Below are 26,672 nucleotides of genomic sequence, written 5' to 3'. Positions count from 1 at the left end.
AGACAAGGAGCTCGTCATGCTGGATACCACCCGTGTCAGTCGTTCCTTCCCCAGCGTCAGCCTGCCCTCCTGCGGCGAAGGCAGCCCGGTGGAAGTGGCCTTGATCGCCCAGCTCGGGATCGGTGCCGGTGACCAGCTGGTTCGCGATGCCGGCATCCGCCAGGCAGCGCACCCGCGCTTCGTCGATGCGCTGGACGAGCCCTCCGCGCGCCTGGGCGGCATGCACCTGGCGCACGACGACGCCTCCTCGTTGTATTCCTTCTCGGTGGGCCAGCACGGGCATCCCTTCCATCGCCACGCCGGGCCACGCATGTTCACCGCGATTGCCGGCAGTGGCGGCGCGCAGCTGCGCTTTTCCACCGCATCGGACGCGCAGCTGCAGCAGGACCCCGCTGCCTTCCTGCACGCCCTGCGCTGCGTGGACATCCCGCCGGACTGCCTGTTCACCGTGCGCTTCGGCAGCGGCACCTGGCACCAGTTCGTCTCCCGGCACCCGCGCCATCCGGCGCTGTTCGCGCTGTCCTGCCACGCCAACGAGCGCAGTGGTGCGCTGACCGGGGCGCAACGGGCACGCGTCGATGCCGGCGCGGCCGACATCCCCACCCTCACCGAGACACTTCCACCGGTGGTGCAACAGGTGCTGGCGCAGACCGATCTGACGCGGTTGCCGGTGGTGAGCCTGTCGCTGCACGCGCCGGCACGATCGGCGTTGGCGGGCCTGTGCGCGCGCAGCCGTGATCTGGTCGGGCGTGTACGCAGCGGCCTGGCCCGGCTGCGGCCGGCGCACGGCTACGTCGGCCGCAGCGCCGCCGCCCATCCCATCCACAGTGCATCGGCCGCGCCCGCCGATTCCCTGTTGCAGCAGGCACTGGCAGGCGACGTCGACCACGAGGACTACACCACGCTGACTCTGCCGCCACGCAGTATCGGCAGCCATTCCGCCGCGGCGGTGCTGGAATCGGTGCTGGACGGCTTCGTGCACAATCCGCCGCCAAGCGTCGGGCGCTTGATGGCGCTGCGCAACGTGCTGGTCGCGCCGCTGCAGTTGCGCACCTCGCCGCTGGGGTGCCCGGTGTCGTCATTGCTGTCCGACGCGCCTGGCGAACGGTTCGCGCAGCGCTTCCCGGTGCACGCGCAGTCGCGGTCCCCCGACGACCGCAGTGCCGAGGTGCTGCTGGGCGCCGATGACCGCCACCTGCGCTTCCGCTCCTGCGTGCGCGTGCAGTTGCTCGACGACGGTGCCGCCGTGGTCGCGCTGGGCACCCGGGTGCGTACCCACAATCACTTCGGGCGGCTCTACATGGCGGCCATCAACCGGGTTCACCGCCGCCATGTCAGCCCCGCGATGCTGCGCATGGCCGTCGCCCACGCACTGGCACCGGAGCTGGTGCAGGCGACCGCGCTGCAGCCGGCCACCGGCGCGGCCTGACCCGGCGCGCCGACGCTCAGCCGCCGTCGTACGGCTCACTGCCGGGGAACACCTGCAGCAGGGCGCGTGTCAACGTGGTGGGATAGACGGTGAGATGGTCTTCGCCGTCGATGATCGACGTCTCCACCTGCAGCCCTTCATACCCGCGCTGGCGCAGGCGGTCGGCGAAGGCCTGGTTGTCCTTGAGCATGTCGTTGCGGGTCAGGTAGCGCGACTCTGGCTTGATCGTTTCAAAGCTGCCGATCGCCAGCAGTACCCGCGCCGGCAGCGCGCGGTGCTGCTGCGCGTAGGCCTGCTCCAGCGGGTCGACCACGTGGTTGTCGAACCACAACGACGGACTGGACAGGATGTAGGTCTGGAACATCTCCGGGCGCGTGACCAGCACGAAGCTGCCGAACAGGCCGCCATACGAATGACCGGCAAAACTGCGCCGTGCCGGGTCGGTGCGGTAGCGCGCGTCCACCGCTGGCAGCACGTGCGCGGCGAGGAAGTCACGGTAGTGCGCCGCGCCGCCGTAGACCACGTCATCGCTGTAGTCGTCCCCGCTGTGGCGTACCGGCCGGGTCGGGGTGTAATCGCGCGAGCGACTCTGTTTCGAGGTCAGGCCCTCCTGCGGCGGCAGCCCGACCAGGATGAAGTCCTCCAGGTTGGCGCCGCCCTGCCCCACCAGGTTGCGGATGCTGCGCACCAGCGGAAAGCTGTACAGCGCGTCGGTCACGTACAGCACCGGGTAGCGCCGCTCGGGGTGGGCCGCATAGCTGGCGGGCAACGCCACCCAGATCGGGTAATCGCGCCCGGCCGGATCGTGCACGCGCCAGCTTTCGGTATCGGGCAGCACCACACCGCTCACCGGCTGGGTCGCCGCAGGCGCACGCTGCACCGCATCGCCCTGCGTCGCGCAGCCGCTGGCCGTGGCCAGCACCATCATCGCCCCCAGGCCTGTGTACATCGCTTTCATCCGCACCCGCCGCTCACCTGAAAGGACCAGCCTCGCAATTCCGGGCCCGGTTGCCAAGCCGGCCTGCCGGTTCAGTGCGGATCCGCCGCCTGCGCCGGCACCGTCAGTCGATACACCAGCACCCGGTTGTCGTTGTCGTAGGCGCTGTCGCAGCGCATGCCCTGCATGACACAGTGGCGCGCGATGAAGTCGTTGTCGTTGCCCACCAGCAGCAGCCGCTCGTCCGGGCGCGTCGCGTCGCGTGTTGGCAGCAGATCCATCGCCTCCCACTTCTCCGACAGCAGCCCGGCGTGCGCCCCCTTGGCGGTCGCGGTGTCCAGCCCGGCGCGGGCCAGGTGTACCGGGTCGAGCAGGTCCAGCAGCACGTGGCTGCGCGCCGGCACGATGCCAGGCTTCAACGCGGTGCCGTCGCGCTGCGCGAGGACTGAGGCGATGCCCTGCTCGTAGTCACTGCCCGCCAGGTTGCTGGCGCCGCGGGTATCGACCAGCAGGACCGACTTGTAGACGATGGGATCGCGCGTGTCGCTGCCCAGCCCGTTGCCGTCGCGGGCCAGCAGCAGGAAGCGGTGGTCGTCCAAGGCGCGCAGCTCGCTCTGTGCGGCGGTGCGGTCCGGCGTGCCCTTGCCATCCTGCGCATAGGTGGGCAGCTGCACCACGTAGTGGCCGATCGGCTGGGTGGGCAGTGGATCGCGGCTGACGTCATAGACCATCACCCGGGTGTTGATGCGGCCGCTGGCGTCGCCCGTGGCGCTGTCCTGCACCAGCGCGCTCTGCAGCGCGACGAACAGGCGGCGGCCGTCGGGCGACAGCCCCATGCCCTCCACGCCCTGGTTGTTGCGCCGGCCACTGTCCGGGGCACGGCGCGAATCGAACATCACCCGTCCGTCGCGCCGGGGCTGCACCGCGGGTGGCGGCACGATGACCCCCTGCAGGCGACCATCGGGGGCGAAGTAGTACACGTGCGCGGCGTACTCGTCGCCGATGTAGAAGTGCCCATCGGCGGTGAACTGCAGCGCTTCGGCATCCAGCGATATCTTGCCCGCGCCCACGCCCTGCGCGGGCGACGGCAGCAGGATGCCGTTCTGCACGACGGTATGCTCGCCCGGATCGGCACCGGTGAAGGGCTCGCCGTTGAAGTCGCGCAGCAGCAGCCCGCCGTCGGGCGTCAGCGTAACCTGGCCGGCGCGCTGGCCGGCGCCGATCTCGATCCGCAGCTGCAGGCGTTCCAGCCGCCCGGCGTAGTCGTAGAACAGGCCGGCATCGGGATCGTTGCGGCCGCGATCGGGCAGCGTCCACAGCACGCCGCGGTAGCCGTCGGCGGTGCGCGTCCAATGCGCGACATCCACGGCCAGCGACGAGAACGAGCCCAGCGTGTCGCCGAGAAAATCCACGGTGCCGGCCGGCAGCGCGCCGGCGGCGACGAGTACCGGCGTGTCCGACGCCGCGGCGGGACGGGCCGGGGCCGCGGCGACTACCGGCGCCGCCATCAGCGCAAGCAGCGCGGCGAACACCACCTCGCGCGGCCCGGGCCGGCGGTCAGAAACGGACATCGACCGTTCCGAACACCTGGCGCGGTGCGGAGGCGTGGAACACGTAGATCGTGCCGGTCGGGTCGCTCGGGGCGAATACGCTGGAATCCAGGTTGCTGGCGTAGCGCTTGTCGGTCAGGTTGGTCACGTTGACCGACAATCGCACGCCCTGGGCGACGCCGACCCGGCCGAAGTCGTAGCCGCCGGACGCGTCGAACACGGTGAACCCGCCAAAGCCCTGGTCGTTGGTGTAGGTGTAGAAGCGCTCGCCGGTGTACTTGCCGCGCAGCGTGGCGAACCAGCCGTGGTCGCGCCAGGTGATCTCGCTGGCGAACATCTGCTTGGGCGTATCGGTCTGGATCTTGCCCTCGATCGGCTGCACCACGCCGGCCTGGACATAATCCGACCGGTAGGTGGAACGGTTCAGCGAGGCCGAGTTGTACCAGGTGAGGTGCTCGCTGGGCGTCCACACCACGGTCAGTTCCGCGCCTCGGCTATCCACGCCACCGGCATTGTAGAAGCGGTTGCCGCAGGTCGGTCCCACCGGCTGGCGCGAGTCGCAGGGGTTGTACTGAAGCAGGCGGTTGTCGAAGCGCATCGCGTAGGCGGCCAGCGAAGCCTGCAGGGAAGCGCCGACGTAACGGTAGCCGGCCTCGAAGGAGCGCGACTGCTCCGGCTCCAGGTCGCCCTGCGCATTCCACGTGGCCTGGCTCACCGCCTGCGGGCCCAGCTTGAAGCCGCCCTGGAACATCGCCATGTTTTCGGCATAGCTGGCGAACAGTTCCTGGCTGTCGCTCAGGCGGACATTGGCACCCACGCTGGGCAGCGCGGACTTGCGCATCTTCAACCGACCGCTGGCGAACTGGTTGTTGGAGCTGGCCGCGATCGGCGTCCTGGCCGTCCCCGGCAGCGCCTGCGCGTCGGAGGTGACATGCGGGCTCTTGACCCCGAATTCGAGGGTGAGCCGGTCGTCGAGCAGGCGCCAGGTGTCCTTGAGGTAGGCCTGCCTGGTTTCCCAGCGGGTGCGCTGGGCGAACACGCCAACATCGGCCTGGGTGCTGTTCATGCCGCTGAGGTCGCGCGGGCCGGTGACCGCGGTCTGGTAGCGCTCGGCGCTGCTTTCGTTGCGCTCGTACCAGAGGCCGCCTTCGATGTGGTGCGCGCCCAGGTCCCAGTCGACGGACAGCGTGGCCCCGTTGCGGTCGATCTCGTAGACGGTATTGCGGAAGATGATCGGCACTTCCTGCGCGGTGCCCTTGTTCGACCATGCACCGCTGTTCCAGTTGTGGCCCTCGCCGTGGTCATCATGGTGGTAAGCCAGCGCATGCAGGCTGACGCCATCGGCCAGGAAGAAGTCACCGGACAGGGAGTACAGGTTGTCGTCGCGCAGGATCTGCCCGGCGGTGAACGCACCGTCCGCATCGCGGTCGGGGCCGGATGCATCGCACTTGGCCTTCACGTAGGTGGCGGTGTTGCAGTATGCCTTGGCCACGGCCTTGTTCCAGTCCGGCGCATAGCCGCCCCAGTCCCAGCCCAGCCCGCGCGCCAGTTCGTTCTTGGACAGATAGAAATAGTCGGCCTGCGAGGTGCGCGAGGTGTCGACGAAGGCGGCGATGCGGCCGTTGCCAACATTCCAGACGCCCTTGGCATTGAACTGCCTGGTGATCGACTGGTTGTAGGCGCTCTGGTCGTTCCACAGGTCCGAGGCCGCGTTCATGCCCGACACATAGGCCGAGAACCCGTTGTGTTCACCGGTATCGGCGCGGACGAAGGTACGGCGGTTGCTGTCGCTGCCGAAGGTCTGCACCAGGCGGCCGCCCATCGCAGCCAGCGGGTTGTTGGAGGTGTAACTGAGCGTGCCGCCGAGGTTGCTGGTGGACGGCGTGCCCAGGCTGCCGATGCCCACCGCCAGTTCGGCACCGGCCATGTTCTCGCTGATCAGCGCGCGGTTGATGGTGAGGCCGTTGTAGTTGTTGTAGGCACCGTCGCCGAGCGGCACGCCGTCCAGCGTGTAACCCAGCCGGGTGGCATTGAAGCCGCGCAGGCTCAGGGTCATCGACTGCTCGTTGGTGCCCAGCGCGTCGGCCGACTGCGCATTGACGCCGGGCAGGATGTTGATCGCCTTCTGCAGGCTGGTGCCCGGCGGCAGGATGTCGAGGTTCTGCGCGGTGATGCGCTGTACCTGGCGTGCCTCGCCGCTGCCGATCACCGAGACCGCGTCGAGGTCGGTGGCGCTGTCGGTGCCGGGCGTGGTGGCGTCCTGCGCCCAGGCGGCAGGCGCCGTGGCCAGCATCACGGCAACGGCCAAGAGGTTCTTTTTCATGGTGATCACGTACTCGGGCAGGCACGCTCCGCCCGGCCAGGGCCAGGCAGTCATGCAGACAAGGGGAAATGACGGGCGCAGACCACGGGGTCGCATGCGCACGGGCGCTGCCGACCTCACGTGAAAATGGTGCGCCCACGCGATGACCGTCTTATGACATCGCGCGTGCCCGCCACACGCCCGTGCGGCGGCGCGCGCCGATGTCTGCACCCCACGCGCGACGCGTCACCACCACTGGCGATGCGCGCGTTCCCTGCGGCCGGCTCAGCGTGCCGAGGCCGCCCGCCGCAACGTGATCAGGGTGATCTCCGACGGCACGCCGATGCGCGCGGCAAAGCCCGGCCACAGGCCAGCGCCGTTGCTGACGTACAAGGTCATGCCATCCACGTCGTAGCGACCGGACACGTAACCTCCGTTGGCCCGTTTCACCAGTTGGTCCATGCCCAGGATGTGGCCACCGTGGGTATGCCCGGACAGCTGCAACGCCACCCCGCGTGCCGCATTGGCGGGTGCCGCGATCGGCCGGTGGTCGAGCAGGATCACCGGCGCCTTGGGATCGGCACCGGCCAGCGCGGCGCCCAGGTCCGGCGGCGGCAGCCCGTAGTTGCTGGCCACCGGGTCGGTGACTCCGGCGATGGTCAGCGCCGCGCCGCCGCGCTGGACCTGCACATGGCTGTTCTCCAGCACCTGCATGCCCTGCGAGCGGAAGGCCTGCATCCAGGCGGCGTACTGCGCGTAGTACTCGTGGTTGCCGGTGATCGCGATCACCCCGTCCGGCGCACGCAGCGCGCCCAGCGGCGCAACGTCGGCCGCACGCGCGGCCACGCTGCCATCGATCAGGTCGCCGGTGATCACCACCAGGTCCGGCTTCAACGCGTTGCTGTTGGCCACCACCTTGGCCACCCAGCTGCCGGTGAGCAGGCGGCTGGCGTGGATATCGGTCAACTGCAGCACGCGGTAGCCGTCGAACGCAGCGGGCAGGTCGTCGATGACCACCTCGACCTGGCGTGTCTGCGGTACCGCAATGCCCTGCCAGATGCCGTAGACGGACAGCAGCAGGGCAACGCCGAAGGCCGCGGGACGCAAGGCAGCCCCGCGCAGCGCCGCGGTGGCGCGTGGGCAGCGCAGCAGGCGTGCACCGAGCAGCAGCAGGTCCAGCAGCAGCAGCATCACCGCGCCCAGCAGCAGCGTGGTGAAGCCGGTGGCCAGCACCGCGATGGCGGCCTTGGGAATCTCCGGCGAGGCCATCGTGCCGGCGAAACGGGCCACGATACGGTGGTGCAGCGCCAACGCCACCACCAGCAATCCAAGCGGCCCGCGCAGGGACAACGACACCTGCAACGGCCAGACCACACGCCACACCACGTACAGCGCAAGCAGCACACCAACAACACTCAGCACAGGCATTCCAGTTTCAATGGGGGAGACCTGCACGGTCGCCAGGGGCGATCATGCAGTGCACCATCTTTGCCGAATCCGCCCGTCCGTGCCACCGCGCACCTGCCACATGCGCGACACACTGCGTCGCGCAGCCGCCCCGCGAGGGCTAGCGCGCGGAGGGCGGCGCAGCCTTCGCCGCCGCGTCGTCGTCGAGTCGGGTACGCGCCAGTGACATCATCGCCTGCAGCGGCGCATCCGGATCGCTGGAGGTGGTCAAGGTGAACAGCAGCCCCGAGGTTGTCTCGTCCGGCCACGACCACAGATAGGACACCGAACGCCGCGTCGCCGTGCTCGACGCCGGGCTCGGGGTCTGCCGTGCGGTCATCGGTGCCGGCGCCTTGCTCACCAGCGCGGCGAAGCGCGACTGCAGCTGCTCGCCGTCCATGCGCCGGGCGTACACGGCGCACAGGCCCGCATCGGTGCGTGACACCGCGTACTGGTCGCCATCGAGCGTGATGGCCCACGCCCGTCCCGGCGTGCCATGCAGGAAGCTCTGCGCGACCGTGTCATCCAGCGGCGCCAGGTTGCGCGCGGCCATCCAGGCGGTCAGGCCGTCCACCGAGTTCAGGTGGGTCATGCAGGTGGTGCCGAACAACTGGTTGAACGTGTCCGCCTGCGTTGCGGGCGATGCCGGTTGTGCCGGTTGTGCCGCCGCCAGCGGCGACAGCAGCAGGCCCGCGAGGGCCCAGGAAAGATGACGCATGCTGCTCCTTGTCGCGGTGGTGGCGTCCAATGCTGGCCACAGGCTACCGGATCAGGGCGCGTCGTGCGTACCACGCCGCGGCGACGTCGCCCTGCGTTTGCCGGGCGCTGCCGCCCTGGCGGCAACGTTCGCGGCCACCGCGGCGCGAATCAGCGCCTTCAACGCCGCTTCGTCGATCGTCTCGCCTTCATGCACGTCGATCGCGCGCCGCACGTTGCCGTCCAGGCTGGCATTGAACAGGCCGGTGGGATCCTCGAGCGCGGCGCCCCGGGCGAAGGTCATTTTCACCGCGGCCTTGTAGGTCTCGCCGGTGCACAGGATGCCGTCATGTTCCCAGACCGGCACGCCGCGCCATTTCACCGTCTCGACCACCTCGGGATCCGCCGCCCGGATGATGCGGCGCAGATGCGCCAGGGTCGCGCCGCGCCAGTCGTCCAGGCGGGCGATCGTCGCGTCGATCTGCTGCGCCGCGGAGGCGCCGGTGTCGGCGGCCGATGCGGCCGCGCGCGCGGTGCCGGGGGTTGGCTTGGTCATCGCAGTTTCCTCGTGGCAGTGGACTACATGCGCTCGCCTGGCAACCGGCTCGCCTGCACGACCCAAGCCACAAAGCGCGCTTCATCCAGCGCCGCGTCTTCGCGGATGTGCAGGTAGCGGGTAGCGCCGCTCCGCGACGGCTCCGGCGGTGGCGGGGTCAGCGCCGCGCCGCGGAAGAACGCCACCTTGATGTAGCCGCGGAAGCAATGCAGGCTCAGGAACCAGCCCTCCCCGCCCGCGCCGTACAGGGGCGAATTCCAGTTCACCGCCGTGCGCACACCGGGCACGGCATCGCGGATGAGTGCATCCAGGCGCGTGCCCACCGCACGCTTCCAGCCGGGCATCGCCGCGATATACGCCTGCACCGGGGTGTCGCCCTGGCCCTTGGCGATCTGCGGGTTGCCGCCGGCCAGCAGGCGCACCGCAGGCGGGTCGGGCGGGGAAGTGCCGGGCGTTCGAGACGGCATGTGCGGCGCTCCAGCGGGCGGTCCAGAACCGCGTTATAGCCCTCGTCCCGTGCGGTGACAATCTGCCCCGGGGACCGGGGCACGGCGGCGGTGTCCGGCGGCCGATGCCCCGCTGGCTGAACGATCCCCCGCGGCCTCGTGGGCGGCCCTTGCACTGCCCGTCGAGCAGGGCTATAAATGAGCAAGCACTCACTTACTCATTGTCATGGCCCGCCCGCTCAGCGAACAGAAACACGATGCCATCCTCGATGCGGCAGCCCGACTGGTGGCGGCACAGGGGATCGGCGCGTCGACGGCGCAGATCGCGCGCGCGGCCAAGGTCGCCGAAGGCACGGTGTTCACCTACTTCCCGACCAAGGATGCGCTGCTCAACGCGCTGTTCGTGCGCCTGGAAACCCGGCTGTCGATGGCGCTCGGCACCCATTTCCCCGCCGAGGCCGATGCGCACGGGCTGCTGCTGCACGCCTGGAATGCGTTGATCGACTGGGGGTCGACCTACCCGGTCGATCGCATGGCGCTGCGCCAGCTCAAGGTCTCCGAGCGCATCAGCGAGCAGACCCGCAGCGAATGCGCCGGCCTGTTCGGCAGCATGCTGCAGCGGCTGGAATCCAGCCTGGCCGACCACATCGATGGCGAGCGGCTGCCGTTCTACCTGGGCCGGGTGCTGGTCAACCTGCTGGAAACCACCCTGGAGGCGATGGCGGCCGAGCCGGAGCGCCGGCAGGCGCTGCAGCAGGCCGGCTTCGACCTGTTCTGGAAAGGCATCCAGCGATGAGCCCCTTTTTTCACCCATTAAATGAGTGCGTACACACTCACTTCACCGAAGGTGCGCCATGAGAGCCCTCCCCCTGCTTGTTGCCGCCTTCTCCCTCACCGTACTACTCGGGATGACCCTGACCGTGCCTATCGCCAACCACGACCAATCGCCGCAGATGCAGGGCGGCCACTTCACCAACGTTGCCCCCAAGCCCAAGGAGACCGTCACCGGCACCCTCAAGCTGCTATGGGAATTCCTGTTCGACCGCCCGGCCGGCACCACCCCGCCGCAGGCCCCACCGGTCCGCGCGGTCAGCGCCGCCGAGCTCGCCAGCGCGCCGGACCACAGCCTGTACCGGCTGGGCCATTCCACGCTGTTGGTGAAATTGCGCGGCGGCTGGTGGCTGACCGACCCGGTGTTTTCCAAGCGCGCCTCGCCGGTGCAGTGGATGGGCCCCAAGCGCTTCCACGCCCCGCCGATCGCCCTGCACGACCTGCCACCCATCCGCGGCGTGCTGCTCTCGCACGACCACTACGACCACCTCGACCGCGCCACCATCAAGTACCTGGCCAGCCGTGCCGACGTGTTCCTCACCCCGCTGGGCGTGGGCGACCGCCTGATCGCCTGGGGCGTGCCGCGCGAGCGGGTGCGCCAGCTGGACTGGTGGCAGGAAACCGAGGTGGACGGGGTGCGCTTTGCCGCCACGCCGGCGCAGCACTTTTCCGGGCGCGGCCTGCGTGACCGCGATCGCACGCTGTGGGCGTCCTGGGTGATCCTCGATGACGGCCTGCGCCTTTTCTTCAGCGGCGACACCGGCTACTTCGATGGTTTCCGCCAGATCGGCGAGCGCTATGGGCCGTTCGATGTCACCTTCATCGAAACCGGCGCCTACGACGCGAAGTGGCCGTTCGTGCACATGCAGCCCGAGCAGACGGTGCAGGCCCACCAGGACCTGCGCGGCCGCTGGCTGGTGCCGATCCACAACGGCACCTTCGACCTGGCCCTGCACCGGTGGGACGAACCCTTTGAACGGGTGAGTGCGCTGGCTGCGCAGCGCGCCATCGCCCTGGCCACCCCGGGCATGGGCGAGCGCCTGGACCTGGATGCACCGCAGCCGGGGTCGCCGTGGTGGCGCAAGGTGAAGGCGGCGCAGGACGCGCGCCGGATCACGCCGGTGGGCAGCGCAATGTAAGCGGCGCAGGCCAACCGTTGCGATGCGGCGCCTGCGATGCACCCGATACGCCGCGCGCAGGCGCGCCTGCTGCGCGGTCATCGGGTCGATGACCCGGCTGCCTGCCGCCACGCTATGATCGGCGCCGGATGCACGCGGCGCCGCCGGTGCGGGACATCTTGGCAAGGAGCGCCCGATGGGCATGTTGGCGACACTGTTGATCATCGGCCTGGCCGCCGCCGCGCCGCCTGCCGCGCCGGCCCCGCCCGTGGCCGGCGCAGCGGGCCCGCGCGAGCAGGCCCTCGCCGATGCCGACCAGCTCGCCGCCGCGCTGCTGGAGGTACGCGACGGCGATGCGCCGCTGGCCTGTCCCAAGGCGGTGGAGAACGCCCGCTACAGCGTGGAGACCATGCTGGAGGTGGGCCAAAAGAACGTGCAGGGCGGCTACCTGCCCGCTGCCGATTTCGAGCGCGCCGCCGTGCCCCTGCGGGCGTTGCTGCCCCAGCTCAGCCTGGCCGACTGCGAGGCCGCCGCCGGCAACAAGCGCGCGTTCTACCGCTGCATGTCCAGCGACTACAACCACGCACTGGCCTGCGCCAAGGCGCACCCGTTCTGAGCGCAGCAGGGGTGCATCTGCTACCTTGCCCGCAGCCGTCCGATCCCCCCTGCAATGCCCCTGCCGACCCAACCTGTGTATTTCCTGCCGCTGAGCCCGTCAGCGCTGGCCGCGTTCCTTGAAGGTGCGCAGATCCCCGCCGCCGCGCTGGAGCAAGCCGGGCTGTTCGCCGCCGCGCTCTGCCAGGGCAAGCCCCATCACAGCGCTGCGCTGACCCGGCTGATCGAGCAGGCCTGCGGGCTGTTTGCCGCGCATCCCGACGCCGCCGCCGCGCAGTTCCATGCGCTGGCGCCCGGCCTGCCGACGCGCCTGAACGACTGGCTGGAAGCGCTGGCCCTGCAGGGCGTGGTGCTGGGCCCGGAGGCGGTGGTGCAGCAGTTCTGCCAGCTGTCGCCGGAGGACTACCCGGTGGACCCGTTCCAGGCCGCCTGCCGCACCACGCTGGAGCCGCACACGATCCGCTTCTACACCGATGCGGCGGTGGACCCGGACGCGCAGGATGCAACCGGCGGCGAAGCCCTGCAGGCGCCCGGCTACGTCGAGCGCACCCACGATTACACCGCCGAACAGGCCCGCGCACTGCGCGCGATCGTGGCCAACGACGACGAGCACATCGACCTGGACGCCTATGCGGGCGCCGGCAAGACCCACCTCATCCTGCAACTGCTGGCCAGCGCGACCCGGCGCTACACCTACATCGCCCCGCGCCCCAGCCAGGTACAGGCCTTCCGGCGCCGGCTGAGCGGGGCGTTGCCGGTCGAAATCCTGTCGCAGATCAGCTTCGCCAACCAGGTGGCCGGCAGCGCGTTCCGCCTCGGCATCCTCGGCACCGCCTACCGCCCGACCTTCCAGATCAGCAAGGCGTCCTTCCGCGACATCGCCCAGCGCATCGGCCTGCAACCGATCGGCAACCAGCCGCCGGCCAGCGTGCTGCGCGTGGCCTTCGAAGGCATCGCCACCTGGTGCCGCTCGCGGGACGAACGCCTGGCGCCCCGCCACTTCGTGCGCGCGGTGCCGTGGGCGATGATCGATGCGGCCCCCTACATCGCCGCCGCCGAGCACGTGTGGCGCTGCATGTTTGACCCGGTGCTGCAGAAAGCCACGCTGCTCAGCCTCAACGTCGACCACATCGGCAAATGGCTGGCGCTGCACGGTGCCAGGATCCCGGCCAGCTGGGGCACCCTGCTCATCGATGAAGGCCACGACATGAGCCCGGCGTGGAAGGCACTGCTGTCCGGCTACGAGGGCTCGGTGATCAGCCTGGGCGATCCCAACCAGCGCCTGGTCGGGCGCTCACCGCGTTTTGCCACCGGCATGAAACTGGAGATCGTGCAGTCGGTGCGCCAGGGCCCGATGGTCGAGCAACTGGTCAACGAGACCGTGGCGCTGGATGCCACCGGCTACTTCGACGGACCGTTCGCCGGTTCCCCCGACCAGCCGACACTGGCCCGCACCTATGCCGCGTGGGACGAGGTGCCCGGCCGCGGCGCACGCGTGTACGGCAACCCGTGGCGGCTGCTGGAAGAAGCGCAGCGGCTGTCGGCGGCGGGGGCAAGCTTCGGCGTGCATCCGGACACGCTGTCCAGCGTGGGCCGCGAGGTGAACCGCGGCGAAGAGGCGTACCGCGAGATGACCTCGCACGGTGGCAGCAGCCAGCGCTGGGAGGCCCTGCTGGCCGAGTGCAACGAACAGGACATGCCGCAGATCCCGCGCATGTTCATGCGCGGCTACAACCGCGATCGGTTCATCGAACTGACCCAGCGCCTGACCGCCTTCCACGAGGCACCGCTGCAGTTGATGCTGGTCGAGCACGCCAAGAACGCCGAGTTCGCCCAGGTCGCGATGTCGATGTGCTGCTTCCGCACCGGCTTCGGTCGTGGCTACGCGCACAACCCGGTGCGCGCGGCGTACACCGCGATGACCCGTGGCACGCAGCAGCTGTGGATGCCGGCCGGCGCGCTGGACGAGCTGGGACAGAGCATCGCGCGTTACCACGCCAACCGCACCGAGCAGCGCCGCAGCAAGCTCGCCAAGCCGGCGTGGACCGCACCGCGCTGACACGCACCGTAGAGCCACGCCATGCGTGGCTGCGCCCCCACCCCGTAGAGCCACGCCACGCGTGGCTGCTCCCCCCAGCCCGTAGAGCCACGCCATGCGTGGCTGCTCCCCCCCAACCCGTAGAGCCACGCCATGCGTGGCTGCGCCATCTCAGATCCAGCGCTGGTCCAGCAGCTCGCGCTTGATGTACGCATAGAACACCGGCGCGGCCACCAACCCCGGCAGACCGAACGCGGCCTCCATCACCAGCATCGCCAACAGCAGCTCCCACGCGCGCGCCTGGATCTCACCGCCCACGATGCGCGCGTTGAGGAAATACTCCAGCTTGTGGATGACCACCAGGTACAGCAGCGCGGCCATTGCCACGTAGAACGACACCGACAGCGCGACGATGGTGATCACGGTGTTGGAAATGATGTTGCCCACCACCGGCAGCAGGCCCGCCAGGAACGTAATCAGCACCAGCGTCTTGGACAGCGGCACATGCACGCCGAACAGCGGCAGCACCACCAGCAGGAAGATCGCGGTGAACAAGGTGTTGAGCAGCGAGATCTTCACCTGCGCAAATACCACCTGGCGGAACGCGGTGGCCAGCCGCGAGGTGCGTCCGATCAGCTCCTGCGCCAGCGGCCCCATCTTCGGCAGCGGCAGTTCGTCGTACAGCGCGATCATCGCGCCCAGCACCATGCCGATCAGCACCCGCACGCTGATCTGCACGACCGACGTGCCGGCGATGCCGAGCTGCTGGCGGTGGGTGGCGGCCCAGTCGTTCACCGCCGTGCGCAGCGCCTGCAGGTCCTCGGGGATGTAGGGCTGCAGCAGCGCCGGCACCTGGTGGCGGGACGAATTGAGGATATCCATGAGGCGCATCAGCAATGCATCAGGCCCGCCGGTTTCGGTGCGGAAGAACGAGGCGATGCCGATCGCGGCCAGGGTGAGCACGCCGATGATCAGCGCCGACAGCACGATCACCGAGTAGGCACGTGCGCGCCCCGGCGGCAGCTTGCCTTCAACGGTGGAGGCCAGCAGATGGGTCAGGTGGAACACCAGCAGCCCCGACAGCAGCGTCACCACCAGGCCCAGCTTCAACGCCAGCCACATGCCCAGCAGCATCAGCAGCCAGGCCGCGATGCGGGCGACGGGGGGCTTGGGCAAGGTGGGAATCACGAGGGACATGGCGGCGCTTCCTGGCAGGTGGCCCATGGTAGAGGATGCGACGCTGCCCGCGCCGCGGCCATGTTGAGCGCGTTCACCCAGCGCAAAGAAGCCAGCCCGCTCCTCGCCCACCGGGGCGTTCGGGGAGTAACCCCCCTGCCACCGCTTCCCCGGTCCAACGCCGATGGCGGGCGCGACAGCATCCCGCCCTCCATGCGCATCGAACGGGCCTGGTAGATCGTTCCAGTATCAGTGGTTGGGGACGCGATCAAGCGGCCCACCATCCGGGCCGGCGCGGCAGGCATCCTGATACTCGCTCTGGACCATGCCGACGTTGACGAACTTTCGCGGATCGGCCGACAACGCCACCCGCGCGTGCGTCAGCGCCGCCTCTGGCGTGGGAAACAGTGCCACCGCACCGAATGGTTCATCCGGATCCAGCGCGGGGAAGACATACACATCGATGAAGTCCGTGTTCCCGATATCCAGCACTTCGCAAAGCCGCACGGCCCAACGATCCACGCCAGCGCGCTCCAGGCTGATGTAGCGGACGATCGACGACGCATCCTCGACCCTGCCCGGCAGCAGTTGTTCCACGGCTCTGCCATTGCGCAGGTTCGACAGCACATCAACGTCGCACAGGTATCGCATTCGGCCTCCCGGCAAAAGGAAAGTGACGCGTGCAGACCCTCGCCTGGGTCGTGGGCAGCTACGGTCGCGGCGGGCAGTTCCCGTCGCTCGCTTCGCACGTCACGCCATCGATCCAGTCGACGTAGCGGGAGATACGCACGTTGTGCACGACCTGGCCGTAGAACCCGGCCGCCAGCGCGTGCTCAGGCGTACCGGTGATCCACGAGCCCAGGCCGGCAAGCTGCGCCGCGCCCTCGACGTCGATCAACAGCGGCCCGCCACTGTCACCTCCCCCAAGCACGCCCTCGAGCGGCAACGCGCGCGGCGGCGGATCGAACCGGTACCAGAGATAGCGATCGTTGGCGCCGGTGATGGCGTTGACGGCGCGCCGCAGGTCGATGCGGTGCGCGCCCCCTGCACGCTGCCCGTCGATACCGTTGCCGGTCGCGCCCTTGCCGAACAACGTGGCGACCCGGGTGACCTCGCCACTGCCGCGGTAGAGCGGGAGCGGTGCAACGTCGTCCACGGGTTGCGCAAGCTGGAGCAGCGCGATGTCGTCCGAGCCGGCCAGGAAGGCGTGTATCCGGGAGGGGTTTCCGCTTGCCAGCGCCGCTTCGCCCAAGGCCGCCGGCATCCGCTTGTAGCCGGGATGCACGATCACGCGTTCAACCCGGCGCGCGATCCCGTTGATGGTGACGTCCGCGTCCATGCCCTGCATGGGGGCCGCGTGTGCGGCGGTCACCACCCATCGCGGCGCGATGAGCACGCCGTGCCCTTCGCCCGGCATGTCAACCAGCGCGGGGATCGTGGACGCATTCACCCGGTAGCGGGCGTCATCGACATCATCGCGAATGACCACGGCACCGGCGCTCGCCGACGCCGCGAGCAGTACCAGCGCCAGGCAGCGGGTCGTGAGGGTGCGGCGCAGCGGATTGGGCTGGCGCGAGCGGAAAGAAGAACGGTGGCGCATACGGCATCCCTGTGTAAGCGTGGGATACGGTAGCCGAGATTGCGGTGGATGGGCAGCGCCCGCCAGCCCGCCAGCGGCAACCCGCATGCCGATGCAGGTCCCCGCGGTAGGCGGCGCGTACCTCGACGCATGCATGACGCGTTTTGGCCTGCCGTCCCCTAGCCCCGGGGCGCGGCGGTCGACCCCCGCACCATCAAGCTGAAATCCAGCGTTTGCTGGCGCGGCACGTCGACCCGTTCGATGATGGCGAGCAGCAGGTTGACCGAACGCTCGCCGATCTCCCGCATGGGTTGCCGGATGGTCGTCAACGGCGGCGTGAGGTACCGGGAGGACGCCAGATCGTCGAAGCCGACGATGGACAGGTCCTCGGGGACGCGGATGCCCCTGTCCCGGCAGGCCGCCAGCACGCCCAGCGCCATCTGGTCGCTGAAGCAGAACACGGCGGTCGGCGCCGTCGCGCTGCTCAGCAGCGCCACCCCCGCCGCATGCCCGGATTCCACGGAGAAGTCGCCCGGCGCGATGACCAGGCTGCGCAGGCGGCCGCGCGCCTTGCCGACGGCCCGCACCCCTTCCAACCGTTGCAGGTGCAGGGGATTGTCGGGCGGCCCGCCCACCACGGCGATGCGCTCGTGTCCCAGCCCGTACAGGTGTTCCATCACGGCGCGCGCGGCGGCCGCGTTGTCGATGTGGACGCTGGGCAGGCCCAGCGCGGGATCGAACTCGCACCCGTTGACCACCGGCGCGGCGGCGCCCAGCTGCTGGACGATCTCGCGCGCCGTCGGTGGAAGGCGATGCCCGAGCACGATCAGGCCGTCGGCCTCGTTGCGCCGGAGCATCTGCGCGTAGCGCTCCTCGCGGTCGGGTCGATGTTGGGTATCGCCCAGCAGGACGGCATAACCGACGGCCTGCGCCGCGTCCTCGGCGCCCTGCAGGATCTGGGCGAAGAATGGATTGGCAATGTCCGGCACGGTGACCAGCAGCTTGCCGCTGCGCTGGGTCTTGAGCGTCCTGGCCACCGTGTTGGGGACATAGCCCAGCGCGGCGGCGGCCTGCTCGATGCGCGTGCGCGTGGCCGGCAGGACTTTTTCCGGCCGGGACAGCGCCCGCGACACCGTGCCTGCGGAGACGCCAACGTGCTTTGCAATGTCGTAAATGGTTGCCATGGTTTCAGTTCTTATCCGCACTGTGCAGTGCACAACAGGTCTTGCGGGAGGCCCATGCTAGGATAAATGCAATCGATTGCATTGGGGCGAATCACGTTGAAGACGCTCAAGGGTCCGGCGCTGTTCCTGGCGCAGTTCATCGGCGACACACCTCCTTTTGATCGGCTGGACACGCTGGCCAGGTGGGCCGCGGGCCTGGGATATTCTGGCGTACAAGTGCCTACCAGCGCGCCCCAGGTGTTCGACCTGGCCGAGGCCGCGCGCAGCCAGGCGTATTGTGACGACATCACCGGCATGCTCGCCGGTCATGGCCTGCAGATCACGGAGCTGTCCACCCACCTGCAAGGGCAGCTGGTCGCGGTCCATCCCGCCTACGACAGCCTGTTCGACGGATTCGCGCCGCCGGACAAGCGCGGCGATCCGGCCGCCCGCCAAGCCTGGGCGGTGCAACAGCTGATGCTCGCGGCCAAGGCCAGCGAGCGTCTTGGGCTCGCCGCGCATGCCACCTTCTCCGGCGCGCTGGCCTGGCCTTACTTCTATCCCTGGCCGCAACGCCCGCCGGGGCTGGTGGACGAAGCCTTCGCCGAACTCGGCCGGCGCTGGCGCCCCATCCTGGACGCCTTCGACGCCTGCGGCGTGGACCTGTGCTTCGAGATCCACCCGGGCGAGGACCTGCACGACGGCGCGACCTTCGAGCGCTTCCTCGACGTGGTGGACCACCACCCTCGCGCCAGGATGCTGTACGACCCCAGCCACCTGCTGCTGCAGCAGATCGACTACCTGGGCTTCATCGACCGGTACCACGAGCGCATCGGCATCTTCCACGTCAAGGATGCGGAGTATCGCGCCAGTGCGCGCAGTGGCGTCTACGGCGGGTACCAGGACTGGATCGATCGTCCGGGACGGTTCCGTTCGCTGGGAGACGGCCAGATCGACTTCAAGGCGATCTTCTCCAGATTCGCGCAATACGATTTCCCCGGCTGGGCGGTGCTGGAGTGGGAGTGCTGCCTGAAGCACCCGGAAGACGGCGCGCGTGAGGGCGCGGCCTTCATCCGCGACCACATCATCCGCGTCACCGGGCGCGCCTTCGACGACTTCGCCGACAGCGGCGCCGATCCGGAAACACTGCGCCGCATGCTGGGGATCTGAGCCACGACCGCCTGGGAGGGCAAGCCATGACGCATACCATGTCGCGCTTGGGCGCGATGATGTTTCTGCAGTTCTTCATCTGGGGGGCATGGTTCGTCACCCTGGGGACGTACCTGGTGCAGGGCCCGCTCCAGGCCAGCGCGAGCCAGGTGGCGACGGCCTTCCTCAGCCAGTCCATCGGCGCCATCGTGGCGCCCTTCCTGGTTGGCCTGGTCGCCGATCGCTACTTCGCGGCGCAGCGCATCCTCGCGATACTGCACCTGGCCGGCGCGGTACTGATGTGGCTGGCGTCCACGGCGACGGACTTCGGTACGTTCTCGGCCTGCGTGATGGGGTACATGCTGCTGTTCATGCCGACGTTGGCACTGGCCAACAGCGTGGCGATGCGGCACATGCAGTCGCCGGAGAAGCAGTTTCCGCTGGTGCGCGTGGCCGGCAGCATCGGCTGGATCGTGGCCGGCGTGCTGATCGGCTGGCTCGGCTGGGAACAGGCACATCGGCTCGAGCTGACCTTCCGGATGGCCGCGATGGCGTCGCTGGCCCTGGGCCTCTACGCCTTCACCCTGCCGCACACGCCGCCGCTGGCGCAACAGCGCGACGCCGGGATGGGGCAGATCCTGGGGCTGGACTCGCTTCGGCTCCTGAAGTCGCGCTCCTACCTGGTGTTTTTCGTGGCGTCCATCGCCATCTGCATCCCGCTGGCGTTCTACTACAACTTCACCAACCCGTATCTCAACGACCTGGGCGTGCGCGGCGCCGCCGGGCTGCAATCGCTGGGCCAGGTGTCCGAAGTGCTGCTGATGCTGGCCATGCCGTTCCTGTTCGTGCGGCTGGGGGTCAAGACCATGCTGGCGGTGGGCATGGCCGCCTGGGTGGTGCGCTACGCCCTGTTCGCCTTCGGCGATGCGGGCGGCGGCTTCTCGCTGATCGTGATCGGCATCGTGCTGCACGGCATCTGCTACGACTTCTTCTTCGTCACCGGCCAGATCTACACCGACGCGCATGCCGGCCCCGCCGCGCGCAGCAGCGCGCAGGGCTTCATCACCCTGGCCACCTACGGCGTGGGCATGTTGATCGGCACGTTCCTGTCCGGCGCGGTGGTGGAGCACTACACCACCGCGACCGGTCCGGACTGGCAGCAGATCTGGCTGTTCCCGGCCGGCGTCGCGCTGCTCGTGCTGATCGCCTTCCTCCTGCTGTTCCGCGACCGGCCGGTGGTCGCGGTTGCCCCCACCACGCCCTGAGGACCGCCCCCCGATGCGCAAACTTGGAATCGCCATCGTCGGCACCGGCATGATCGGGGCCGTGCATCGTCGCGCCGCCCTGCTGGCCGGTGCCGAGGTCCGCGGTGTCGCCGCCTCGTCCCCGCAACGCGCGCGCGACGTGGCGCAGTCGTGGAATCTGCCGCGCGCCTATCGCGACATCGACGACGTGCTCGCCGATCCGCAGGTCCAGGTCGTGCACGTCTGTACGCCCAACCACCTGCACCGCGCCATGGCGCAGGCGGCGCTGCAAGCCGGCAAGCACGTGGTCTGCGAGAAGCCGCTGGCCACGACACTGGAAGACGCCCAGGCATTGGCGTCCTTGGCCGCCTCGACCGGGCTGGTCGCCACTGTGCCCTTCGTCTACCGCTACCACCCGGTGATCCGCGAAGCGCGCGCCCGCATCGCGCAGGGCGAACTGGGCCCGCTGCGCCTGATCCACGGCAGCTACCTGCAGGACTGGCTGCTGGACCCGGCCAGCAACAACTGGCGCGTGGACCCGGCCCTGGGCGGCGCATCACGCGTGTTCGCCGACATCGGCTCGCACTGGTGCGACCTGGTGGAATGGGTGGGCGGCGAGCGTTTCGTCGACGTCAGCGCAGCGTTCGCCACCGTGATTGCCGAGCGCGGCTCGCTTGCCGGGCAGAGCTTCACCGCGCCCGCGGCGGGCGGGGCGATGCAGGCCGTAGCCAGCGAGGATGTGGCGGCGGCGATGTTCAGGACCGGCGCGGGGACACTGGCGTCATTGACGGTCAGCCAGGTGTCGGCGGGACGCCGCAATCGCCTCTGGTTCGAGATCGATGGCGCCAAGGCCAGCGTGGCGTTCGACCAGGAGGACGCCGAACGGCTGTGGATCGGCCTGCCCGACCAGCGCGAGGAAATCTTCGTGCGCGGGCCCGGCGCAGGCAGTGCCGAACAACGCCGGCTGTCGGTGTTGCCGGCCGGCCACGCGCAGGGCTACGCCACGTGCTTCGAGGCGTTTGTCGCCGACACCTATCGCGCCATCGACGGCGAGCAGCCCCAGGGCCTGCCCACCTTCGACGACGGATTGCGCTCGGCGCTGATCGTTGATCGCGTCATCGCTTCGGCCAGGACACGCGCCTGGACCGCCATCGACTGAATCCCGGGAGACTGCCTGATGAACACCCCAGTACGCACGACCGCGGCGCTCGCACTGCTGTTCCTCGTTGCCCTGCCCGCCTTCGCGCGCGACGCCGCCGCACCGCAACCGCCCATCGCGGTGCAGATGTACACGCTGCGCGATGCCGGCTCGCTCGACCAGCAGTTGAAGATTGTCCACGACGCCGGCGTGGGCGCGGTCGAAACCGTCGGCACGCAGAACGTCAACGCGGTGGAACTCAAGCAGCTGCTGGACAGGTATTCGATCAAGGCGATTTCCTCCCACGTCCAACTGGCCGAACTGCGCAGGGACCTGGACGGGGTCGTGGCCTTCAACCGGTCGATCGGCAACACGGTGCTGGTGGTGCCGTACCTGGACGAGAAGGCGCGGCCGACCGATGCGGCAGGCTGGACCGCGTTGGGCCAGGAACTGGGCCGCATCGCCACGCGGGCGCGGGCCGGTGGCATGCGGCTGGCCTACCACAACCACGACTTCGAGCTGGTCGACTTCGATGGCAGGACCGGTCTGGAACTGCTGTTCGCCGCGGCCGGCCCCGACCTCCTGACCGAGCTGGACCTGGCCTGGGTCGCGCGTGCGGGCCATGACCCGGCGGTGATGCTGGGAAAATTCCGTGGTCGCCTGTTCGCGGTGCACGCCAAGGACAATGCGCCCAAAGGCCAGGCCGACGACGAAGGAGGTTTCGCTGCCGTGGGTCAGGGCGTCCTGGACTGGAACGCCATCCTGCCTGCCGCCGCCGATGCCGGCGTGCAGTGGTACATCGTCGAGCACGACCATCCGCGTGATCCGGCCAAGGTCATCCAGGCGTCGGCGGACTACCTGCGCGCCCACCTGCCCGCCAACCTGCCCGCCCGCGCACCGCGCTAGCCAGCCAAGGAGTTGCCCTTGAACACTCGTTTGACCCTGATCACGACCCTGGCCGTACTGCTATCGGGTGCGACGCTTGCGACGACGGCTTGGTCCAAGGATGCGCCTGCGGCCGGGGCAGCGCTTTACGCCACCCACTGCACGGCCTGCCACGGTGCAGATCGCGCCGGCGTTCCGCCCACGTTCCCGGCGCTCACCGATGTCGCCAAGCGGCTGCAGCCGGCGCAGATCAAGGAGAAGATCAAGAAAGGCGGCGGGTTGATGCCGCCCTTTTCGCAGCTCTCCGAGCAGGAGATCGACGACCTCGCCAGCTATCTGTCGCACTGACGGTCCGGTGCCGGCCCCTGCGGGCCGGCGTTACAGTTCCCGCACCCAGATGTTGCGGTAACTCACCCTGGAATCGTGTTCCTGCAGGTAGAGCGGCGCGCACCCATGCGGCGCATACGACGGTGCGCCGATGTACTCGGTCCTGCCCGACACAACGGTGTCGTCCTGCACCAGGACGCCGTTGTGCAGCACAGTGATGCGGGCCGGTGAGGTTAGCCCGCCGCCTGCCGAGAATCGCGGCGCCCTCCAGACGATGTCGTAAGCCTGCCACTGCCCCGGCGCACGCGAGGCATTCACCCGTGGCATCGCCTGCTTGTAGATCGAGCCGGCCTGGCCGTTGGCGTAGGTCGGGTTGTTGTAGCTGTCCAGCACCTGCAACTCGTACAACTCCTGCAGGAAGATGCCGCTGTTACCCCGGTTCTGACCGTCGAATCCTTTCGTGTCGGTAGGCGTGCGCCACTCGACATGCAGTTGGATGTCGCAGAAGCGTTGCCGGGTGCGGATGCCCTTGCTGCCCGGAACCACTGTGAGTGCGCCATCGGCCACGCGCCAAGGTACGCGCCCGCCCAGCTCCGACTCCCAGGCGGCCACATCCTTGCCATCGAACAGCACGATCGCGTCGGAGGGCGCCCCCCCTTGAGGCGTGGACACGACCGCAGGCACGGGGGTCCACACCTCGGTCTTCGTTGGATCGCGCGCGGGATCGGTATCGGCCTGTGCAAACACAGATGCCGTGGCCAGCAGGCCGGCTGCAACCTGGAGAGGCCTGATCAACGTGTTGCGGTTCATCAGCTGGTCCCCCAGGCGGGCGTGCCAGGAACATAGGCCAGGTCGCCGTCGTAGCGGCCCGGTACGGCGACGTAGCGCAGCACGTCGGTCGCGCCGACCTTCGAGGTGAAGAAGCCGAAGATGGCGAGCTGCTTGATCATGATGAAGTAATGCGGCATCGCTTCTCCCTCCGCGGCGGTGCCGGTCTCGGTCACGTCGACCGCGTGTTTCCTGGCCTCTGCATCCAGCGCGCGCAGGAGATCGGTGCGGGACTGCGGCGCGAGCGACGCGAACCGGCCGCCAGCGCGCTTGTCGATGTCGACCAGGCCTGCGCGGAACGTCGCCTGCTGCCGGGGCGTGTAGCAGTCGGCAACGAACCGCGCCATGAACAGACCGGCACCGGCGTCCTTCGCCCCCGGCGTTGCAGTGCGCGGCAGGATGGTCTCGGCGATTTCATCCAACGTGCCAACATCGGCGTCGGAGAAAGGCGTCTTCGCCCCTGCGGCGGGCGCCTGTCCCTGGACGAGCGCGGGCAAACCGATCATGGCCGCGCCGGTGGCGGCGACGATCATCTTCAACAGGTCGCGACGTTCCATCACAGGTTCCCCGCTTTCAGTGCGCGCACGGCATGATCGGCTGCCCGCGCCGTCAGCGCCATGTAGGTCAGCGAGGGATTCACGCACGCGCTGGAGGTCATGCAGGCCCCGTCTGTCACGTACACGTTGGGTGCATCCCAGACCTGATTGTGCTGATTGAGCACCGAGTTGCGGCGGTCACGGCCCATGCGCGCGGTCCCCATTTCGTGGATGCCCTTGCCCGGCGCATAGTCGTGGTCGTGCATTTCCACGTCCTTGACCCCGGCGGCCTCGAGCATCTCGGCGGCATCGGCGGCCATGTCCTTGCGCATGGCCAGTTCGTTGGCGCGCATGGAGACATCCATCGCCAGCACCGGCAGTCCCCACTTGTCCTTGCGGCCCCTGTCCAGGCGGATCGTGTTGTCGTGGTGCGGCAGCATTTCGCCGAAGCCAGTCATGCCGATGCGCCAGTCGCCCGGCACGGTCAGCGCCTCCTTCAGGTCGGCGCCGATGTTCAACTCGGCGATCTCGCGCGACCACCCGTTGCGGCTGGCACCGCCCTGATAGCCAAACCCGCGCGTGTAGCCGCGCTTATCGGCGGCGACGTTGCGGAAACGCGGAATGTAGAAGCCGCACGGTCGACGGCCGAAGTAGTACTTGTCGTCGTAGCCCTCGACCCGGCCGGAGGCACCGGCGCCGAAATGATGGTCCATCACGTTGTGCCCAAGCTCGCCGGACGAAGAGCCCAACCCGCCTTCCCATACATCGGTGGCCGAGTTCATCAGCAGCCAGCTTGAATTGAAGGAGGATGCGTTGAGGAAGATGACCTTGGCCGTGTACTGGTAGGTCTGCCCACTTTCCGCATCGATGATTTCCACGCCGCGCGCGCGCTTGCGGTCCTTGTCGTAGAGCACTTCCTTGACGATCGAGAACGGTCGCAGGGTCAGGTTTCCGGTCTTCATGGCCGCCGGCAGCGTCGCCGCCTGGGTGGAGAAGTAAGCGCCAAAGGGACAGCCCAGGATGCACTTGTTGCGGTACTGGCAGTTGACGCGACCCTGCTCGGGCTTGGGCTGGGTGATGTTCGCGGTGCGCGAATGGATCAGGTGCCGGGTGCCGCCAAAGGCCTTCTTGATCCGCGCGGCCACGTCCTTCTCGACGATGTTCAGCGGGATCGGCGGCAGGAACTCGCCGTCCGGCAACACGTCCAGCCCCTCGCGCGTGCCGGCGATGCCGGCGAACTTCTCCACGTGGTCATACCAGGGGGCGATGTCGGCGTAACGGATCGGCCAATCGGTGGCGATGCCCTCCCTGAGATTCGCCTCGAAATCCAGGTCCGACAGGCGATAACTCTGCCGCCCCCACATCAGCGAGCGACCGCCCACGTGATAACCGCGGAACCAGTCGAACCGCTTGGTTTCGATGTACGGCGATTCCTTTTCGTTGGCCCACATTCCCTCCAGGTTCTCGGCAAGACCGTAGTCGCGCATCAACACCGGGTACTCGGCCTTCATCGCCTGGGTGGGCCGGTTGCGGTGTGGGAAATCCCACGGCTCCTTCATCGCGTTGACGTAGTCCTTGACGTGCTCGATGTTGCGTCCGCGTTCCAGCATCAGGACCTTGAGGCCTTTCTCGGTCAGTTCCTTCGCCGCCCAGCCGCCACTGATGCCGGAGCCAACGACGATGGCGTCGTAATGATTGTCTGCCATGGGTTCTGCTTCACCTGGGTAGAGTGCGTTTCAGACATCGCAGAGGCGGATCGCCTCGCGCAACGAGCCGACGGGATCGGGCGCCGCAGGCATGAACTCCTGCGCCAGATAGCCATCGAAACCGGTGTCGCGGATCGCGCGACAGATGGCGGGATAGTGGAGCTCCTGTTGATCTCCGATCTCGTGCCGGCCAGGCACGCCTGCGGTGTGGTAGTGCTTGAAGCACGCGTGATGCCTGCCAATGGTGGCGATGATGTCGCCCTCCATGATCTGCATGTGGTAGATGTCGTACAGCAGGCCAAAATGATCCGAGCCGAGCCGTTGGCACAGCTCCACACCCCATGCGGAGTGGTCGCACAGGTAGTCGGGATGATCGACCCTGGAGTTCAGCAGCTCCATGACCAGCACGACGCCGCGCTTTTCGGCATGCCCAAGGATGCGTTTGAGCCCGGCCTCGGCATGGGCCATGCCTTCCTGGGGGTCCATGCCGTTGCGGTTGCCGGAAAAGCAGATGAGGTTGCGGTAGCCGGCATCGGCCACCAGGTCGATGTGCCGCGTGTAGCGCTCCACCAGCGCGTCGTGGAACTCGCGGCCGGCAAAGCCCTTGGTCAGGCCCAACTCCGCGCCGTTGCACATCGAGCTGTCCACGCCATGGGCCTTCAGCGTGGGCCAGTCCTCCGGGCCGACCAGATCGATGGCGGCGAAGCCGATGCCCTGCACCGTCTGGCAGAGCTGGGCCACCGATAACTGCGGAAAGGTCCAGCGGGCGACGGAGTGCTTGAGGTTGCCCTTGAGCGGCGCAGCGGCGGCGGGCGCAGGCAGGACGCCCCAAGCGCCCAGGCCAAGGCCCCCGGCGACCGCCATGCGCAGCGCCTCTCTCCGCGTGAGCCCCTGGGCCGGGACCGGTTCGATCAAAGGGATGGACATCCACCTTCCGGCCTCCCAACCGGCATCAAACGCAACCATTCACCGCAATG

The 26,672-nt window shown here is 68.6% G+C and carries 25 protein-coding genes; 10 read left to right on the top strand and 15 right to left on the bottom strand.

Annotation, left to right across the window (positions count from 1 at the left end; genetic code table 11):
* Positions 1–16: 16 nt before the first annotated feature.
* Entirely contained in the window at positions 17–1,429 is a 1,413-nt protein-coding gene (locus tag AC1DGC_RS07730; protein ID WP_478047577.1) for a DUF2867 domain-containing protein, read from the top strand.
* Between the two features lie 16 nt (positions 1,430–1,445).
* Here the strand turns inward: AC1DGC_RS07730 and AC1DGC_RS07725 are convergent, their stop codons facing one another.
* The 7 genes from AC1DGC_RS07725 to AC1DGC_RS07695 all read right to left on the bottom strand — a co-directional run bounded on the left by AC1DGC_RS07725 (position 1,446) and on the right by AC1DGC_RS07695 (position 9,383).
* Positions 1,446–2,378: an alpha/beta hydrolase gene (locus AC1DGC_RS07725; protein ID WP_478047576.1), complete on the bottom strand. Its 933-nt coding sequence runs from the start codon at positions 2,376–2,378 to the stop codon at positions 1,446–1,448.
* An 80-nt stretch (positions 2,379–2,458) separates the two neighbouring features.
* The gene (locus AC1DGC_RS07720; RefSeq protein WP_478047575.1) at positions 2,459–3,937 is read right to left on the bottom strand and encodes an esterase-like activity of phytase family protein; all 1,479 of its coding nucleotides are present in this window, start codon (positions 3,935–3,937) and stop codon (positions 2,459–2,461) included.
* Positions 3,924–6,239: a TonB-dependent receptor gene (locus AC1DGC_RS07715; protein WP_478047574.1), complete on the bottom strand. Its 2,316-nt coding sequence runs from the start codon at positions 6,237–6,239 to the stop codon at positions 3,924–3,926. Before AC1DGC_RS07715 ends, AC1DGC_RS07720 begins: the two co-directional genes overlap by 14 nt.
* 264 nt (positions 6,240–6,503) lie before the next feature.
* Positions 6,504–7,646, bottom strand: a complete 1,143-nt coding sequence (locus tag AC1DGC_RS07710) for a metallophosphoesterase (protein WP_478047573.1) — start codon at positions 7,644–7,646, stop codon at positions 6,504–6,506.
* A gap of 139 nt (positions 7,647–7,785) precedes the next feature.
* The gene (locus AC1DGC_RS07705) at positions 7,786–8,382 is read right to left on the bottom strand and encodes an NMCC_0638 family (lipo)protein (protein ID WP_478047572.1); all 597 of its coding nucleotides are present in this window, start codon (positions 8,380–8,382) and stop codon (positions 7,786–7,788) included.
* Between the two features lie 51 nt (positions 8,383–8,433).
* Positions 8,434–8,916 carry a DUF1801 domain-containing protein gene (locus tag AC1DGC_RS07700; RefSeq protein ID WP_478047571.1) on the bottom strand — a complete coding sequence of 161 codons (483 nt, stop codon included), beginning with the start codon at positions 8,914–8,916 and terminating at the stop codon, positions 8,434–8,436.
* A gap of 23 nt (positions 8,917–8,939) precedes the next feature.
* Entirely contained in the window at positions 8,940–9,383 is a 444-nt protein-coding gene (locus tag AC1DGC_RS07695) for a DUF1801 domain-containing protein (protein WP_478047570.1), read from the bottom strand.
* Between the two features lie 205 nt (positions 9,384–9,588).
* Here AC1DGC_RS07695 and AC1DGC_RS07690 point away from each other — a divergent pair, with 205 nt between their 5' ends.
* The 4 genes from AC1DGC_RS07690 (at position 9,589) to AC1DGC_RS07675 (ending at position 13,985) form a co-directional block, all read left to right on the top strand.
* Positions 9,589–10,158, top strand: a complete 570-nt coding sequence (locus AC1DGC_RS07690; protein ID WP_259203800.1) for a TetR/AcrR family transcriptional regulator — start codon at positions 9,589–9,591, stop codon at positions 10,156–10,158.
* Positions 10,159–10,270: 112 nt separating this feature from the next.
* A complete protein-coding gene (locus AC1DGC_RS07685; protein WP_259204884.1) occupies positions 10,271–11,332 on the top strand; it encodes an MBL fold metallo-hydrolase in 1,062 nt (353 codons plus the stop codon).
* Positions 11,333–11,513: 181 nt separating this feature from the next.
* Positions 11,514–11,927 carry a hypothetical protein gene (locus AC1DGC_RS07680; RefSeq protein ID WP_478047569.1) on the top strand — a complete coding sequence of 138 codons (414 nt, stop codon included), beginning with the start codon at positions 11,514–11,516 and terminating at the stop codon, positions 11,925–11,927.
* A 54-nt stretch (positions 11,928–11,981) separates the two neighbouring features.
* Positions 11,982–13,985: a hypothetical protein gene (locus tag AC1DGC_RS07675; protein WP_478047568.1), complete on the top strand. Its 2,004-nt coding sequence runs from the start codon at positions 11,982–11,984 to the stop codon at positions 13,983–13,985.
* Positions 13,986–14,135: 150 nt separating this feature from the next.
* Here AC1DGC_RS07675 and AC1DGC_RS07670 read toward each other — a convergent pair whose 3' ends face one another.
* From AC1DGC_RS07670 to AC1DGC_RS07655, 4 genes are all read right to left on the bottom strand, one after another.
* On the bottom strand, positions 14,136–15,161 hold the full coding sequence (locus AC1DGC_RS07670) for an AI-2E family transporter (protein ID WP_259203795.1): 1,026 nt from the start codon (positions 15,159–15,161) through the stop codon (positions 14,136–14,138).
* Between the two features lie 228 nt (positions 15,162–15,389).
* Positions 15,390–15,791, bottom strand: coding sequence for a hypothetical protein (locus AC1DGC_RS07665; protein WP_478047567.1), 402 nt, complete (start codon positions 15,789–15,791; stop codon positions 15,390–15,392).
* Positions 15,792–15,849: 58 nt separating this feature from the next.
* Positions 15,850–16,740 (bottom strand): trypsin-like serine protease, encoded by an 891-nt coding sequence (locus AC1DGC_RS07660; protein ID WP_478047566.1) that lies wholly within the window; start codon positions 16,738–16,740, stop codon positions 15,850–15,852.
* A gap of 158 nt (positions 16,741–16,898) precedes the next feature.
* Positions 16,899–17,903 (bottom strand): LacI family DNA-binding transcriptional regulator, encoded by a 1,005-nt coding sequence (locus AC1DGC_RS07655; RefSeq protein ID WP_259203792.1) that lies wholly within the window; start codon positions 17,901–17,903, stop codon positions 16,899–16,901.
* 96 nt (positions 17,904–17,999) lie between these two features.
* Here AC1DGC_RS07655 and AC1DGC_RS07650 point away from each other — a divergent pair, with 96 nt between their 5' ends.
* Genes AC1DGC_RS07650 through AC1DGC_RS07630 form a run of 5 tightly spaced genes read left to right on the top strand, consistent with a single transcriptional unit; the run spans position 18,000 to position 22,646 of the window.
* On the top strand, positions 18,000–19,052 hold the full coding sequence (locus tag AC1DGC_RS07650) for a sugar phosphate isomerase/epimerase family protein (protein WP_478047801.1): 1,053 nt from the start codon (positions 18,000–18,002) through the stop codon (positions 19,050–19,052).
* Positions 19,053–19,078: 26 nt separating this feature from the next.
* Positions 19,079–20,296: a nucleoside permease gene (locus AC1DGC_RS07645; protein ID WP_478047565.1), complete on the top strand. Its 1,218-nt coding sequence runs from the start codon at positions 19,079–19,081 to the stop codon at positions 20,294–20,296.
* A 13-nt stretch (positions 20,297–20,309) separates the two neighbouring features.
* Entirely contained in the window at positions 20,310–21,434 is a 1,125-nt protein-coding gene (locus AC1DGC_RS07640; RefSeq protein ID WP_449334865.1) for a Gfo/Idh/MocA family protein, read from the top strand.
* An 18-nt stretch (positions 21,435–21,452) separates the two neighbouring features.
* On the top strand, positions 21,453–22,319 hold the full coding sequence (locus AC1DGC_RS07635) for a sugar phosphate isomerase/epimerase family protein (protein ID WP_478047564.1): 867 nt from the start codon (positions 21,453–21,455) through the stop codon (positions 22,317–22,319).
* Positions 22,320–22,337: 18 nt separating this feature from the next.
* Entirely contained in the window at positions 22,338–22,646 is a 309-nt protein-coding gene (locus AC1DGC_RS07630) for a c-type cytochrome (protein ID WP_449334867.1), read from the top strand.
* 30 nt (positions 22,647–22,676) lie between these two features.
* On the opposite strand, the gene AC1DGC_RS07625 is transcribed toward AC1DGC_RS07630, so the two are convergent.
* Genes AC1DGC_RS07625 through AC1DGC_RS07610 form a run of 4 tightly spaced genes read right to left on the bottom strand, consistent with a single transcriptional unit; the run spans position 22,677 to position 26,622 of the window.
* Positions 22,677–23,435 carry a 3-keto-disaccharide hydrolase gene (locus tag AC1DGC_RS07625; protein WP_478047563.1) on the bottom strand — a complete coding sequence of 253 codons (759 nt, stop codon included), beginning with the start codon at positions 23,433–23,435 and terminating at the stop codon, positions 22,677–22,679.
* Entirely contained in the window at positions 23,435–24,010 is a 576-nt protein-coding gene (locus AC1DGC_RS07620; protein WP_478047562.1) for a gluconate 2-dehydrogenase subunit 3 family protein, read from the bottom strand. Before AC1DGC_RS07620 ends, AC1DGC_RS07625 begins: the two co-directional genes overlap by 1 nt.
* A complete protein-coding gene (locus AC1DGC_RS07615; protein ID WP_478047561.1) occupies positions 24,010–25,695 on the bottom strand; it encodes a GMC oxidoreductase in 1,686 nt (561 codons plus the stop codon). The genes AC1DGC_RS07620 and AC1DGC_RS07615 overlap by 1 nt, the downstream gene beginning before the upstream one ends.
* 30 nt (positions 25,696–25,725) lie before the next feature.
* Positions 25,726–26,622 (bottom strand): hydroxypyruvate isomerase family protein, encoded by an 897-nt coding sequence (locus AC1DGC_RS07610; RefSeq protein ID WP_478047560.1) that lies wholly within the window; start codon positions 26,620–26,622, stop codon positions 25,726–25,728.
* Between the last annotated feature and the right edge of the window lie 50 nt (positions 26,623–26,672).

The organism is Stenotrophomonas sp. 05N37 (assembly GCF_056397365.1).
The sequence above is the reverse complement of the archived record's forward strand: the minus strand, read 5'-3'. Positions and strand labels throughout refer to the sequence as shown.